The sequence below is a fragment of the Metabacillus sediminilitoris genome, from assembly GCF_009720625.1.
GTDB lineage: Bacteria > Bacillota > Bacilli > Bacillales > Bacillaceae > Metabacillus > Metabacillus sediminilitoris.
In genome coordinates this window covers 4,775,361-4,790,961 of the sequence record NZ_CP046266.1, presented here as the reverse complement: position 1 = coordinate 4,790,961, position 15,601 = coordinate 4,775,361, and the positions used below count along the sequence as shown (strand labels likewise).

General features: G+C 36.9%; 16 protein-coding genes. 15 read left to right on the top strand and 1 reads right to left on the bottom strand.

What is annotated here, in order from left to right:
- The first annotated feature begins 48 nt into the window (after positions 1-48).
- The 14 genes from GMB29_RS23135 (at position 49) to yunB (ending at position 13,380) form a co-directional block, all read left to right on the top strand.
- Positions 49-1,074, top strand: coding sequence for a methionine ABC transporter ATP-binding protein (locus GMB29_RS23135; RefSeq protein WP_136352566.1), 1,026 nt, complete (start codon positions 49-51; stop codon positions 1,072-1,074).
- A complete protein-coding gene (locus GMB29_RS23130) occupies positions 1,067-1,735 on the top strand; it encodes a methionine ABC transporter permease (RefSeq protein WP_136352567.1) in 669 nt (222 codons plus the stop codon). Before GMB29_RS23135 ends, GMB29_RS23130 begins: the two co-directional genes overlap by 8 nt.
- Before the next feature lie 11 nt (positions 1,736-1,746).
- Positions 1,747-2,595: a MetQ/NlpA family ABC transporter substrate-binding protein gene (locus GMB29_RS23125; RefSeq protein ID WP_136352568.1), complete on the top strand. Its 849-nt coding sequence runs from the start codon at positions 1,747-1,749 to the stop codon at positions 2,593-2,595.
- 401 nt (positions 2,596-2,996) lie between these two features.
- Positions 2,997-3,137, top strand: coding sequence for a YuzK family famiily protein (locus GMB29_RS27135; RefSeq protein ID WP_168733802.1), 141 nt, complete (start codon positions 2,997-2,999; stop codon positions 3,135-3,137).
- Between the two features lie 337 nt (positions 3,138-3,474).
- On the top strand, positions 3,475-4,260 hold the full coding sequence (gene sufC, locus GMB29_RS23120) for a Fe-S cluster assembly ATPase SufC (protein WP_136352569.1): 786 nt from the start codon (positions 3,475-3,477) through the stop codon (positions 4,258-4,260).
- Positions 4,261-4,282: 22 nt separating this feature from the next.
- Positions 4,283-5,584 carry a Fe-S cluster assembly protein SufD gene (gene sufD / locus GMB29_RS23115; protein WP_136352570.1) on the top strand — a complete coding sequence of 434 codons (1,302 nt, stop codon included), beginning with the start codon at positions 4,283-4,285 and terminating at the stop codon, positions 5,582-5,584.
- Positions 5,584-6,801 carry a cysteine desulfurase gene (locus GMB29_RS23110; RefSeq protein WP_136352571.1) on the top strand — a complete coding sequence of 406 codons (1,218 nt, stop codon included), beginning with the start codon at positions 5,584-5,586 and terminating at the stop codon, positions 6,799-6,801. The genes sufD and GMB29_RS23110 overlap by 1 nt, the downstream gene beginning before the upstream one ends.
- Positions 6,794-7,231, top strand: coding sequence for a Fe-S cluster assembly sulfur transfer protein SufU (gene sufU, locus GMB29_RS23105; protein ID WP_136352572.1), 438 nt, complete (start codon positions 6,794-6,796; stop codon positions 7,229-7,231). Before GMB29_RS23110 ends, sufU begins: the two co-directional genes overlap by 8 nt.
- A 37-nt stretch (positions 7,232-7,268) precedes the next feature.
- Complete coding sequence (gene sufB / locus GMB29_RS23100; protein ID WP_136352573.1) at positions 7,269-8,666, top strand: Fe-S cluster assembly protein SufB; 1,398 nt, start codon at positions 7,269-7,271, stop codon at positions 8,664-8,666.
- Between the two features lie 193 nt (positions 8,667-8,859).
- Positions 8,860-9,729, top strand: coding sequence for a DUF72 domain-containing protein (locus GMB29_RS23095; protein WP_406600293.1), 870 nt, complete (start codon positions 8,860-8,862; stop codon positions 9,727-9,729).
- Positions 9,730-9,735: 6 nt separating this feature from the next.
- Positions 9,736-10,560 (top strand): sulfite exporter TauE/SafE family protein, encoded by an 825-nt coding sequence (locus tag GMB29_RS23090; RefSeq protein WP_136352575.1) that lies wholly within the window; start codon positions 9,736-9,738, stop codon positions 10,558-10,560.
- 82 nt (positions 10,561-10,642) lie between these two features.
- A complete protein-coding gene (locus tag GMB29_RS23085) occupies positions 10,643-12,046 on the top strand; it encodes a bifunctional metallophosphatase/5'-nucleotidase (RefSeq protein ID WP_136352576.1) in 1,404 nt (467 codons plus the stop codon).
- Positions 12,047-12,112: 66 nt separating this feature from the next.
- Positions 12,113-12,415 carry a YunC family protein gene (locus tag GMB29_RS23080; protein ID WP_136352577.1) on the top strand — a complete coding sequence of 101 codons (303 nt, stop codon included), beginning with the start codon at positions 12,113-12,115 and terminating at the stop codon, positions 12,413-12,415.
- A 215-nt stretch (positions 12,416-12,630) separates the two neighbouring features.
- Positions 12,631-13,380 (top strand): sporulation protein YunB, encoded by a 750-nt coding sequence (gene yunB / locus GMB29_RS23075; protein WP_168733809.1) that lies wholly within the window; start codon positions 12,631-12,633, stop codon positions 13,378-13,380.
- Positions 13,381-13,475: 95 nt separating this feature from the next.
- Here yunB and GMB29_RS23070 read toward each other — a convergent pair whose 3' ends face one another.
- Entirely contained in the window at positions 13,476-14,432 is a 957-nt protein-coding gene (locus GMB29_RS23070; protein WP_227551773.1) for a M23 family metallopeptidase, read from the bottom strand.
- 236 nt (positions 14,433-14,668) lie between these two features.
- Between GMB29_RS23070 and lipA the strand changes: the two genes are divergently transcribed.
- Positions 14,669-15,565 (top strand): lipoyl synthase, encoded by an 897-nt coding sequence (gene lipA, locus GMB29_RS23065; RefSeq protein WP_136352580.1) that lies wholly within the window; start codon positions 14,669-14,671, stop codon positions 15,563-15,565.
- The last annotated feature ends 36 nt before the right edge of the window (positions 15,566-15,601 follow it).

Below are 15,601 nucleotides of genomic sequence, written 5' to 3'. Positions count from 1 at the left end.
TTTAAATGAAAATAATGAAAGATAAAAGAACTGAAAGTAGGTGACATCTTGATTACATTACAGAACGTTAAAAAAATTTATTCAACAAAAGCAGGTAATGTTACAGCTGTAAATAATATAAACCTTGAAATTAGCAAAGGTGAAATTTTTGGGATTATTGGCTATAGTGGCGCAGGAAAAAGTTCATTAATTCGTTTGTTAAATGGATTAGAAAAGCCAACAAGTGGTTCTATTCATGTTGCTGGTAGTCAAATAGATGCGATAGGCGGAGCGAAATTACGTAAAGCACGGTTAGAAATCAGTATGATTTTCCAACATTTTAATCTTTTATGGTCAAGAACGGTAAGAGAGAATATTTCATTTCCGCTAGAAATTGCTGGTGTTAAAAAAACTGAACGCTTGAAACGTGTTGATGAGTTAATCAAACTAGTTGGTCTAGAAGGTCGTGAGAATGCTTATCCTTCACAATTAAGTGGCGGTCAAAAGCAGCGTGTAGGGATAGCGAGAGCATTAGCTAATAATCCAAAGGTGTTACTATGTGATGAAGCAACATCTGCACTAGATCCGCAAACAACGGATTCTATTCTTGATTTACTTGTCGATATTAATAAAAGATTAGGGCTTACCATTGTGTTAATTACACATGAAATGCATGTTATTCGAAAAATTTGTCACCGTGTAGCCGTAATGGAAAACGGAGAAGTTGTTGAGCAAGGGGACGTATTAGACGTATTTAGAAATCCGAAACAACCAATAACAAAACGATTTGTGAAGCAGGTTACTGAGCCTGAGGAAACAAATGAGGTCGTAGCACACTTATTGGAACTTTATCCGAAAGGAAAAGTTATTCAATTATCATTTGTAGGCGAATCAACTGAAAAGCCTTTGATTACAAATTTAATAAGAGAATTTGCAATCGATATTAATATTTTGCAAGGAAAGATTTCTCAAACTCAAAACGGTTCTTATGGTAGTTTGTTTATTCATTTAGATGGTGAAGAGCAAGAACTGAATAGAGCGTTAGAATATATTTATAATCAGCATGTAGAGGTGGAGGTAATTGCAAATGCTTGAACAACTTCTACCTGAAGTGAAATGGGAAAAGGTATGGGAAGCCACATGGGAAACCATTTATATGACGAGTTTGTCTGTTGTGGCGACGTTTTTTTTAGGAATCATTTTGGGTTTACTGTTATTCTTAACTGCAAAGGGAAACATATGGGAGAACAAGTTCATCAATGGTCTTGTTGCAGTTATTGTTAATATATTCAGATCAATTCCTTTCATTATCTTAATCATTTTGTTATTGCCATTTACGAAAGTACTAGTTGGTACAATTCTTGGTGCTAATGCAGCATTACCAGCATTAATTATTGGTGCAGCACCTTTTTATGGTCGTATGGTTGAGATTGCTTTGAGAGAAATTGATAAAGGTGTTATTGAAGCGGCAAGATCAATGGGGGCAAAATCAGGTACAATTATTTGGAAAGTGTTACTACCTGAATCAATGCCAGCATTAGTTTCCGGGATTACGGTAACGGCGATCGCACTTATTGGATCAACAGCAATGGCCGGAGTAATTGGTGCGGGCGGATTAGGAAATCTAGCTTTCCTAGAAGGTTTTAACCGCGGGAATAACCAAGTAACATTAGTTGCAACAGTTATTATCCTAATTTTCGTGTTTATCATCCAAATTATTGGAGATATCATAACTAAGACGATTGACAAACGATAGGAGGAGAAGGAATGAAAAAATCTTTATTAGCTATTATACTTGCTATTTTCACAGTTGCTCTTGCGGCTTGTGGAGGTGCTGCCGATGAGGGAGCAGAAGGTGGTTCTGAAGGTGATACAAAAACATTAAAAGTTGGTGCTTCACCAGTACCACATGTTGAGATTTTAGAAGAAGCAAAGCCTTTGTTGGAAGAAAAAGGTATTGACTTAGAGATTGTTGAATTTACAGATTATGTTTTACCGAACAAAACGTTAGCTGAAGAAGAGTTAGATGCAAACTATTTTCAACATGAGCCATATTTAAATTCTCAAATCGCAGATAATGGATATAAGTTTGTAAATGCTGGCGGCGTACACATTGAGCCAATTGGTGTTTATTCTAAACGACACAAGTCTTTAGAAGATCTTCCAGAGGGTGCAAAAATCATCATGAGTAACTCAGTTGCGGATCATGGTCGTATGCTTTCAATGCTTGAAGAAAAAGGATTAATCACATTAAAAGAAGGCGTTGAAAAAACAGCTGCAACAATTGAAGATATTGCTGAGAATCCAAAAAAATTAGTATTTGAAGCTGATATCGAAGCGCCAATGCTAACAAAAGCATATGAAAACGATGAAGCAGATGCAGTTTTAATTAATGGTAACTACGCTTTAGAAGCTGATTTAAATCCATCTGAAGATGCTATTGCACTTGAATCACCAGAAAATAATCCTTATGTAAACTTAATCGTTGTACGTGAAGGTGACGAAGATAGAGAAGAAATCAAAACGTTAATTGAGGTTTTACAATCTAAAGAGATCCAAGAGTTTATTAAAACAAACTACAAAGGATCTGTTATTTCTGCAGCACAAGGTGAATAAAAATGTGAAAGCTGACAATGAAAATTGTCAGCTTTTCTTTTTTAAAAAGTTTGAATTATAGAGAAAAGGGAAGAAAATGAATGGGATCATGTAAATGCCATACTTATCTTTTTGTGAGTACTGTCAATAATGCCTTATCAATTGTCACCATCTCTTACGTGCTTTGAGTAATGAGAATATTCTTGCTACAATTAATAATATAGGAAATGGCATTGACATAAAGGACAGCGATAACGGTGGAGCAAGTTAGTTCATAAAAGTTTTCGATCAAAACTTTTGAAAGTGATGGTAATAAATTAAATCCCGCATTTACCATCATCCAAAAATGTTGAAAGGATTGATTCACTATTTACTCGAATGAATTATTAGATCTTCACTACACAACTGGAATGGAAAAGGCAATGCATCATTCACATGGTATAGGGTATGCGGAATACTCACTTAAGCATGAAAAACGTATGGATGTAGAAGCTGCCCGTGAAGAAGATTATCGACAAAGTCAGAAAATATATGCTCAAATCGAAAGAAAAATGAAAAAATAAACAAAAGAACCAGTCCCGGACTGGTTCTTTTGCATGTATGAACAAGCACGGTTCGCCGATACTAGATATGCCGAGAGAATGTTTTTTATGACAATGTTAAAACTAATCTATGTGAGGAAGGTAGATTCAAAGGTCAATGTGTTATATAGTATTAAAAGGCTCATTTCTTGTTTAAACTACATATTGATGTGATATTTTCTTACAACCGAAAATTTGTTTTTATTATACAGGATTCGAGGATGTTCGTTAAAGGTTGTGTTCACTTTTGATTTGTTATAAAATTAGAATGAGAATAAATTGAGAATTAGTAAACTTTATATATTATGGAGGTATTGTTATGGCAGGTTCTACATTAATCATTAAGGATTTACACGTAGAAATTGATGGGAAAGAAATTTTAAAAGGTGTAAATCTTGAAATAAAAGGCGGAGAGTTCCATGCAATTATGGGACCAAACGGAACAGGTAAATCCACATTATCTTCAGCAATCATGGGACATCCAAAGTATGAAGTAACTAGTGGAAGCATTACTTTAGATGGTGAAGATGTGTTAGAAATGGAAGTAGATGAGCGCGCACGTGCAGGTCTATTTTTAGCGATGCAGTATCCAAGTGAAATTAGCGGTGTAACAAATGCTGACTTCTTACGTTCTTCAATTAATGCACGTCGCGAAGAAGGCGAAGAAATTTCATTAATGAAATTTATTCGTAAAATGGACGCTAATATGGAAGAATTAGAAATGGATCCAGATATGGCACAACGTTATCTAAATGAAGGGTTCTCAGGCGGTGAGAAAAAACGTAATGAGATTCTTCAATTAATGATGATTGAACCAAAAATCGCTATTCTTGATGAAATTGACTCTGGTCTTGATATTGATGCTTTAAAGGTTGTTGCAAAAGGAATTAATAAAATGCGCAGTGAAGAGTTCGGCTGTTTAATGATCACTCACTATCAACGTTTATTAAACTACATTACACCAGATAAAGTACATGTTATGATGCAAGGGCGCGTTGTAAAATCAGGTGGTCCTGAACTAGCACAACGTTTAGAAGCAGAAGGATATGACTGGATTAAACAAGAACTAGGTATTGAAGACGAAACTGTTGGACAAGAAGCTTAAGCGTAAGGGGGAGTAAAGATACATGGAAACGAATACTTTCAATCAGGACTATGTCACAAGCTTTTCCAAAAAGCTTGGTGAACCGGATTGGCTTACAGAACTTCGCTTACAAGCTCTTGCCAAGCAAGCGGATCTGCCAATGCCTAGACCGGATAAAACAAAAATAGATAAATGGAATTTCACTAACTTTAAAGAACATACTGTATCAGGTGAAAAAATCAACTCTTTAAATGAGTTAACTGATGTAGTAAAGAGCTTAATTGACAGTGAAACAGCAAACCAAAATTTATACGTTCAAATAAATAATACAGCTTCTTACACATCTTTATCTCAAGAGCTAAAGGATAAAGGTGTGATCCTAACCGATATTCATACTGCTGCAAGCGAGCATTCTGAATTGGTTCAAAAATACTTTATGAAGGATGGCGTAAAGGTTGATGAGCATCGATTAACTGCTTTTCATGCAGCTCTTTTTAACGGTGGCGTCTTCGTTTATGTTCCAAAAAATGTAGAAGTAGCTGAACCAATTCAAGCGGTATTTGTACATGATAATCCAAATACTACACTGATTAACCATGTTATTGTCGTTGCAGAGGATAATAGTTCAGTAACATATGTTGAGAACTATATTTCTACAGTAGAAGTTGAGAAAGGGATCTTCAATATCATTTCTGAAGTTTTTGCTAACACAAATGCAAAAGTAACATATGGTGCAGTAGATACACTTGCAAAAGGAATCACAACATATGTGAACCGCCGCGGTGTTGCAGGACGTGACGCTCGCATTGAGTGGGCATTAGGACTTATGAATGATGGAGATACAATCTCTGAAAATGTGACAAACCTAATTGGTGACGGATCATATGGAGATACAAAATCAGTAGTTGTCGGCCGTGGAGAGCAAAAACAAAACTTTACAACAAAAGTTGTTCATTTTGGAAAGCACTCTGAAGGGTATATCCTAAAACATGGTGTTATGAAGGATAGTGCGTCATCTATTTTTAATGGCATCGGAAAAATTGAACATGGTGCATCGAAATCAAATGCAGAGCAGGAATCACGCGTGCTGATGTTAAGTGAAAAAGCTCGTGGGGATGCAAACCCTATTTTATTAATTGACGAAGATGATGTAACAGCAGGACATGCAGCTTCTGTAGGACGTGTTGACCCTGTTCAGCTTTATTATTTAATGAGTCGCGGTATTCCTAAGGTTGAAGCAGAACGCCTTGTTATTCATGGTTTCTTAGCTCCTGTCGTAAGAGAGCTTCCAATTGAAGGTGTGAAAAAGCAATTAGTTGAGGTTATCGAAAGGAAAGTCCGATAATGGAAATCCATGATATTCGTCGTCACTTTCCGATTTTGGATCAACAAGTAAATGGCAGAGACCTTGTTTATTTAGATAGTGCTGCAACTTCTCAAAAACCGACAGCTGTTATTGACGCTTTGTCTACCTATTATCGTGAATATAATTCAAATGTGCATCGCGGTGTGCATACATTAGGTACAAAAGCAACTGATGGTTATGAAGGAGCACGTGAAAAGGTTCGCAGATTTATTGGGGCTAATTCCATTCAAGAAATCATTTTTACACGCGGGGCTACAACAGCGTTAAATATAGTTGCACAAAGCTATGGCCTAGTTAATGTTAAAGAAGGCGACGAAATTGTCATCACATACATGGAGCATCATGCAAATGTTATTCCTTGGCAACAAGTTGCAAAAGTGACTGGAGCGACATTAAAATATATTCCTTTACAAGAAGATGGTACAATTGATTTGAAAGATGTAGAAGAAACGGTAACTTCCCAAACAAAAATTGTTTCTGTCGCACATGTTTCAAATGTACTTGGTACAATCAATCCTATTAAAGAAATTGCCGCTATTGCCCATCGAAATGGTGCGATTATGGTCGTTGATGGCGCCCAAAGTACACCGCATATGAAGATCGATGTTAAAGAATTAGACGTTGACTTCTTTGCTTTTTCTGGTCACAAAATGTGTGCTCCTACAGGCATCGGTGTACTATATGGCAAGAAGGCGCTTCTTGAAAAAATGGAACCTGTTGAATTCGGCGGAGAAATGATTGATTTTGTTGGTTTACAAGAATCAACGTGGAAAGAGCTTCCTTGGAAGTTTGAAGCTGGAACCCCAATCATCGCTGGTGCAATTGGTCTTGGTGCGGCAATTGATTTTCTAGAACAGCTTGGTTTAGATCAAATTGAAGCACATGAGCATAAACTAGCTCAATATGCGCTCGAGCAATTAAGCCAAGTAGAGGGTATTACAATTTACGGACCAAAACATCGTGCAGGCTTAGTAACATTTAATATAGAGGATGTTCACCCTCACGATGTCGCAACAGTTTTAGATGCTGAAGGAATTGCTGTACGTGCAGGCCACCATTGTGCACAGCCTCTTATGAAATGGTTAAAAGTTTCTGCTACAGCAAGAGCTAGTTTTTACCTGTATAACACAGAAGAAGAAATTGATAAATTAGTGACAGGTATTATTAAAACAAAGGAGTACTTCAGTAATGTCTAAACATCTAAACCTTGACACTTTATACCGACAAGTCATTATGGATCATTACAAAAACCCTAGAAATAAAGGGGTTCTTGAAAATAGTCTTACAGTCGATATGAATAATCCGACATGTGGCGACCGTATTCGCTTAACACTTGATCTTGAAGATAATGTGGTAAAGGATGCAAAATTTGAAGGAGAAGGCTGCTCCATTTCTATGTCATCAGCATCAATGATGACACAAGCAATTAAAGGGAAAACACTTGATAAAGCACTTGAGCTTTCTAAAATATTTTCTGATTTGATGCTAGGTAAAGAGTACGATGGTGATCTTGATCTAGGAGATATCGAAGCATTAAAAGGTGTAACAAATTTTCCAGCACGAATTAAATGTGCGACGCTAGCTTGGAAAGCGATGGAAAAGGGCGTTAATCACAACAAAGAATAGGCAACAAGAAAAATTTAAATGATTGGAGTGAATGTTAATGGCTAAAAAAGCACCTGAAATCGGCGATTACAAATATGGTTTTGCTGATAAGGATGTTTCCATCTTCCGTTCTGAACGAGGTTTAACGAAAGAAATCGTTGAAGAGATTTCTCGTATGAAAGAAGAGCCACAATGGATGCTCGATTTCCGTTTGAAATCTTTAGAGCATTTTTATAATATGCCAATGCCACAATGGGGCGGCGATATGTCTTCATTAAATTTTGATGAAATTACGTACTACGTAAAGCCATCTGAAAAATCAGAACGTTCTTGGGATGAAGTTCCTGAAGAAATTAAAAATACATTTGATAAACTAGGTATTCCAGAAGCAGAGCAAAAGTATTTGGCTGGTGTATCTGCACAATATGAATCAGAAGTTGTTTACCACAACATGAAAGAGGATCTTGAAGATCTTGGGATCGTCTTTAAAGACACTGATTCAGCGTTAAAGGAAAATGAAGATATTTTCCGCGAGCATTTTGGTAAGGTCATTCCACCTGCTGATAATAAATTCTCAGCGCTAAACTCAGCTGTATGGTCTGGCGGATCCTTCATTTATGTTCCTAAAGGAATTAAAGTTGATACGCCATTACAAGCTTACTTCCGTATTAACTCTGAAAACATGGGTCAATTTGAGCGTACTCTCATCATTGTTGATGAAGGCGCACATGTTCACTATGTTGAAGGGTGTACAGCACCAGTTTATACAACAAATTCACTTCATAGTGCCGTTGTTGAAATCATCGTAAAAGACGGCGGATATTGCCGTTATACGACGATCCAAAACTGGGCAAACAACGTTTTTAACCTTGTTACAAAGCGTGCTGTTTGTGAAGCGAATGCAACAATGGAATGGATTGATGGTAACATCGGTTCTAAGCTTACAATGAAATACCCTGCCGTGATTCTTAAAGGGGAAGGCGCCCGCGGAATGACATTATCGATTGCCCTTGCAGGAAAAGGCCAGCATCAAGATGCTGGAGCGAAAATGATTCACTTAGCACCAAATACTTCATCAACGATTGTTTCTAAATCCATCTCAAAACAAGGTGGTAAAGTAACATATCGTGGAATCGTCCAATTCGGTCGTAAAGCAGATGGTGCAAGATCAAATATTGAATGTGATACACTCATTATGGATAATCAATCAACATCAGATACAATCCCTTACAATGAGATCATGAACGATAATATTTCACTTGAGCATGAAGCGAAGGTTTCTAAGGTATCAGAAGAACAATTATTCTACCTAATGAGCCGTGGTATTTCAGAAGAAGAAGCAACTGAAATGATCGTAATGGGCTTTATTGAGCCATTTACAAAAGAGCTTCCAATGGAATATGCAGTTGAAATGAACCGTCTAATTAAGTTTGAGATGGAAGGTTCAATCGGTTAAGAACAAAGAGGACTGACGTAATTGTCAGTCCTTATTTCATCTAAAATCTTCGAAAAATGTCTCCACGATTACCTTCTATTGTTATATTCTAACTGTTACGATAATCAAAGCTTTATGTAATCTTCCAGGTGGTATAGTATGATTACATAGAGAATAAGATAAAAATTACATAAGTTTCAAAAGGATGATTAGATTGTCAATTCAAATTGGACTAACTGGTTGGGGAGATCATGATTCCCTTTATCCTTTAAAAACGCAAACGAAAAATAAATTACAAGAATATGCTGCTCATTTTCCAATCGTTGAAATTGATGCGAGCTTTTATGCCATTCAACCAGAACGAAATATTGAAAAATGGTTGAGGGATACACCTGATTCATTTCAATTTATACCAAAGGCATATCAAGGTATGACAGGACATCTTCGCGGAACAGATACTTTTGAACAAAAAGACGAGATGTTTAAAGCATTTATTAGATCTATCAAACCTATTCAAAAAGCGAACAAGCTTGCAATGGTTTTATTTCAATTTCCTCCATGGTTTTCATGTACGAAAGAAAATGTTACATATTTAAAATGGTGTAGGGAGCAAATGGATGATATAGATGTGGCCCTTGAATTTCGTAATCAATCATGGTTTTCAAACAGCTACTATGATCAGACACTAAGGTTTATGGAATCTGAGAGATGGATCCATAGCATTGTTGATGAACCACAGGCCGGCGTGAGGTCCATTCCAACTGTTCTGCATCCTACAGATTCTAGAAAAACATTAATTAGAATGCATGGGCGCAATGTACATGGCTGGAATAAGCCGGCTTCTAATGAAGATTGGCGAGATGTGAGGTATTTGTATCAGTATAATGAGGAAGAGTTGCTTCAATGGAAGGACCATTTAGACCTCCTTCAAAAACAGTCAGAAACGATTTTTATGCTCTTTAATAATAATTCTGGCGGAGATGCGGCAGCAAATGCAAAAATGATGATGGACATTTTAAACATTACGTATAAAGGGTTAGCTGAAAAACAATTAAGCTTGTTTCAAGATGAAGAGGGGCTGTAACGTCAAGTGGAATGGGTTATTTTAATTATTGTAGGTGTGTTTGCAGGGACATTAGGTAGCTTAGTTGGATTAGGCGGAGGGATTATTGTTGTTCCCATGCTGCTATCTTTAGGATCCTATCTCCCTTCTTTTAACGATGTCTCGCCGCAAGTAGCTGTTGGGACATCTTTATTGGTTGTTATCTTTACAGGTTTGTCTTCAACATTAACCTATATGAAATTTAAAAAAGTGGATTATAAAAGTGGACTTATCTTTTTTATCGGAAGTGGACCAGGCAGCATTATTGGCGCCTATGTAAATAAATTATTTAATACAAGTTCTTTTTCTATTTGGTTTGGTTTATTTATGATCTTTGTTTCCATTCTATTAATGGTAAAAGGTAAACTGCCGCAACTAAAGCAGCGTCAGGGAAAAAAAGTAATTCGACCTTATATCGGTGAGGATGGGAATGAATATACCTATGCATATCAACCAATTCCTGGAGTGATCATCTCGTTTGTGGTTGGCTTTATTTCAGGAATATTTGGCATAGGCGGCGGTTCATTAATGGTACCAGCAATGATCCTATTGTTCATGTTTCCGCCACATATCGCAGTTGCTACATCCATGTTTATAATATTCCTATCGTCTGTTATTAGCTCAATTACTCATATTGCCTTAGGGAATATAAACTGGCTTTTTGCTGCTGCACTCGTCCCGGGAGCATGGATTGGCGGAAGAGTTGGAGCAATTATTAGTACGAAAATGCAAGGAAAAACAATTATCAATCTATTAAGAATTGTGTTAATCATTGCTGGATTCAAATTGATTTACGAAGGTTTTTTTGGATAGGTAAAAGAAAGTACCAGCATATAGAGAAGCGGCAAAGAAAGAACAATTTCATTCAGTCATAGAGTAAGGAGAGGGAATCATCATGCTAGAAACAATCCATCTTTACCACACAAATGATTTACATAGTCACTTTGAAAATTGGCCAACTATTGTACAATTTATAAATAAAAGACGAGAAATCCATGTGCAAAATCATGAACAAATGTTTCTTCTGGATATTGGCGATCATGCAGACAGATTTCACCCTATTACAGAAGCGACAAATGGCAAGGCAAATGTAGAATTGTTAAATATGCTTCAATATGATGCAGTGACAATTGGGAACAATGAAGGAATTACATTCTCTCACGATGACTTAGATTCTCTTTATGAGAAAGCGGAATTTCCTATCATCGTATCAAATCTATATACAGAGCTAGGAGAACGGCCAGAATGGGCTGTTCCCTATCAAATTTTGACCTTAAATAATGGAATAAAGGTTGCCCTACTAGGTGTAACAGTCTATTATGAAAAGTTTTATGCCCTTCTTGGATGGAAAGTAAAAGACCCTTTTCAAAGTATTTTAGAAACAGTCCAGCAAGTAAAGGAACAGGCTGACATCATTGTTCTGCTTTCACATCTCGGGATTAGTGATGATGAGATTATTGCAAGGGAATTTCCTGATATCGATATTATTATTGGTGGTCACACACATCATGTCCTTCAAAGAGGAAAAAAAATAGACGATACTTTAGTTGCAGGAGCCGGTAAATATGGACAATATGTCGGTCATATTTCGTTAACTGTAGATAGTGAACAAAAAGAATTAGTAAATTGTAAAGCTTCTATCACTTCAATGATGGAACAAGATGAGGGTTGCTCTGAAACGGAAGTATGGCTGAAACAAATGTTGTTAAAAAGTGAAGAAAAGCTTTCAGAGGTAGTTGGAGTGTTAAAGGATGATTTGACGCTTGATTGGTTTAAAGATTCCCCATTTCCTTTGTATTTAGCTCGTGCCTTACGACAATGGTGTCATGGTGAAGTGTCGATGATCAATTCAGGGATATTATTAGAACCGTTGAGTAAAGGACCTGTAACGAAAAAAGATTTACATCGAATATGTCCTCATCCTATCAATCCATGTAAGGTAGAGTTAAAAGGAGATGTATTGAAAGAGGTCATTATACAAGCAAGAGAAGAAAGAATGGAACATCTTGAACTAAAAGGTTTAGGCTTTAGGGGAAAAGTGATGGGAAGAATGGTCTTTGATGGGATTGACGTAAAAACAGAGAGGCTTGCAGATGGGAAAGAGCATGTAACTGAAATCATTGTGCTAGGTGAGCCGATTAATCTAGATAGGGTCTATGCAGTGGCAACAGTTGATATGTTCACACTTGGTCCATTATATCCTGAAATTAGCCATTCTGAGAAAAAACTCTTTTATATGCCTGAACTATTAAGAGATCTCTTAGCTTGGAAAATAGGTGAAAATCCAGCGGGAATGTAGGCTATACATCTACACACTCCCTTAACTAACTCATATTGTGTTAGTAAGGAAGGAGTGTAGTTTGTAATGGTTAGCCTAACTCCAATTATTATTGATGGAAAACAATTTACGGCAATCACAATTGCGTTACCAAAAACAAACTTTATGGCAATTACAAACGATAAAGGCTATATTATGTGTGGTGCTCTAGATGTGGCATTATTAAATGAAAAATTAAAGGATAGAGGAATCATTGCAGGCCGAGCAGTAGGGGTTCGGACAATTGATCAATTACTTAATGCTCCATTAGAATCCGTCACATATGAAGCTGAAAAACTTGGAATTGTTGTAGGAACAATAGGAAAAGATGCCCTTCTAAAAATGTCATAAGGGAAAATCAGCAAAATGCTTTTTTTCGAAGACAAGCATAAAAGTGAGACAGGAGGATGTTTAAAAATGCGGTTTTAAATTCCTGACTGCCAATTCCATCCTCTTCTTAGCTGCAAGCTTTGAGAAAAACATCAAAACAAAGTACCTTAACTTAAAAAAAGATGCGTACTTCCTTCTTAACAAGCATAAACATAGCTTGTAAAGGAGGGATTTTTTTGGCTAATTTCCGCGGTCGCCGCCCGCGAAAAGGACCCTTGCCTTTTCGGTATGTGTTGTTACTAACCTTGGTTATTTTTATATTTCTAACTTCAGGGAGTTTCTGGGTCGTCAATAAACAAGTAGAACCAGCGTTAATGGATATTGCAGAGCTTGAAGCAACAAAGGTAGCAACGACGATTATACAGGAAGCTGTAAAGCAAGAAATTGTTGATTCAAATAAAGCAAAGGATCTAGTTACGACACATGAAGATAAAGATGGGAATATTACGATGATTACGTTTGATTCCCAAACGGTTAGAAAGGCGTTAGATCATGTCACAGAGAATATTGTGACAAGGCTTCATGCCATTGAAGAGGATAATTTTAAGGATACAAAAACTGGATTAGCTTCTACTAATGGACAGAGTGATGGGATTATGTATGAGATTCCCTTAGGACAAATAACTGACAATGCGATTTTAAGTAGTTTAGGGCCAAATATCCCTGTACGCTTTTATTTAATTGGTGATGTTCATACAGATATTAAAAGAACAGTTAAGGAATATGGTATAAACAATGCAATCCATGAAGTCCTAATTTATACCGAGGTGACCGTACAAGTCATTATTCCCTTTTCCTCAGATACAAAAAAAATCTCAAATTCAATTCCGGTCATTGATATAACAGTCCCTGGTGAAGTTCCTCTCTATTATAACGATGGTGGTAATAACTCTCCAGCAATTGAATTACCGAAAAACTCAAATTAAGGAAGATAAGTCAACTAAGATGATAGCAGAAACAAACACACAGTGAAAATTCACTGTGTGTTTGTTTGTATTTCAAAGCAGGAATCTCTGCAGGATTACTTTCTATTCCTTCTATCTGCACGTTCCCATGCTTTTAGATGTGGATATGGATCAAATGACCATTCTGTACGACCATTATCCTTATAAAGACCATAATGAAGATGCGGAGGGAATTTTCCAGCTGTTCCAGGAGGACCGTATCCCGAGCTTCCGACAGAACCTATAAGTTGACCGGGTTCAACGACCTGACCTGTTTGCAAGCCATCGGCAAATCCATTTAAATGGGCGAAATAGTGGTACGTATTATCAATATCTCGTATGCCGACGCGCCAGCCTCCAAAACGGTTCCACCCCTTCATTTCAATCACACCATAACAAGTGGCTCGAACTGGAACCCCATAATTTGCGAATATATCTGTTCCTTCATGAATTCTACGGCCTCCCCAGCCCCTGGCATCACCCCATGTATTGTTATAGCTGAAATTATGGTTTAGAGGAACAGGGAAAGCATGTTTATCTAAGTCTAGATGGCCATATTTTTGATACAATTTCATATGACCTATAATAAGTCCAACAGCTTTATCACGTTGATAATAATCCCATAAACCTATCTTTATATTTTCAAGATCTGCTCCATATGCTTGTAAAAAATGGGCAAATGCATATAGAACATCTTCATCATTTGTTGGATCTGCCCGTTCATCTCCATCACCATCAATACCCATTCCGCCAAAAAATCCTATACTTAACGGATTCATATCATTTTTATTTGGATTGAGTGGACCTGTCCATATCTCAGGCTTGATATAGATTTCAATCAATCCCTTTGCTTTAGGAATATCATTTCGAGAGTGTCGTACATTTCTTTCATATTGATCTATAGAAGCTAAGACATACCAAGGAATATTCGTTACAGTTTCGACTTTTTTATATAAGCTCATTCGCTTTTGAAATTCTTCATTTTGATTTGTTTCAGCCCCATAAGTGATCGATTGAGCTGTGAAACTAATCATTGTAACTATAATCATTATCCTTAAAACATTGCGCACAGTAATGAGCTCCTTTCAGTCGGTATCATATCTTTAGTTTGGTTAGCAATTGATATTTCATTAATAGCAAATGTTAGAAATTGCAAACTAGCCTTTTCCTTGTCCCTCTCGTTTTCATATGTTAAAGTTGATACTGATGTAGAAATAACGACAATTATCTTAATAATTTACATTTTAGAATATAAATGGAGATGAATCAGATGGCGAAAAAGGAAGAATATTTGCGTAAGCCAGAATGGTTAAAAATAAAATTAAATACGAATGAGAACTACACCGATCTTAAGAAAATGATGAGAGAAAATAATCTTCATACAGTTTGTGAAGAAGCAAAATGTCCGAATATCCATGAATGCTGGGCAGTTCGTAGAACAGCTACATTTATGATTTTAGGCTCGGTTTGTACGCGCGCCTGTCGTTTCTGTGCCGTCAAAACAGGATTGCCGAATGAGCTTGATTTAGCAGAGCCGGAACGTGTTGCAGATTCTGTTGCGTTAATGAACTTAAAGCATGCAGTTATTACAATGGTCGCTCGTGATGATTTAAAGGATGGCGGTGCAAAGGTTCTTGCTGAAACCATTCGTGCAATCCGCCGTAAAAGTCCATTTACATCTGTTGAAGTATTACCTTCAGATTTAGGCGGTGTTTACGAGAACCTAAAAATGGTCATGGATGCGAAGCCCGATATTTTAAACCATAATATTGAAACAGTTCGTGAGCTTACTCCAAGAGTTCGTGCCCGTGCGAAATATGAACGTTCTTTAGACTTCTTAAAGCAAGCAAAAGAAATGCAGCCGGAAATTCCAACAAAGTCTAGTCTAATGATTGGACTAGGGGAAACAAAGGAACAAATCATCGAAACAATGGATGATTTAAGAGCAAATCATGTTGATATCATGACAATTGGCCAATATTTACAGCCGACAAAAAAGCATTTGAAAGTTCAAAAATACTACCATCCAGACGAATTTGCAGAGCTTCGTGAAATTGCAATGAGCAAAGGCTTCAGCCATTGTGAAGCTGGTCCGCTTGTTCGTTCTTCTTATCATGCTGATGAACAGGTTAATGCTGCAACAAAACAAAGGCAAGCACAAGCCTAAAAACGTGGCAGTCTCAAAGAGGTGGAAAGCGTTTGA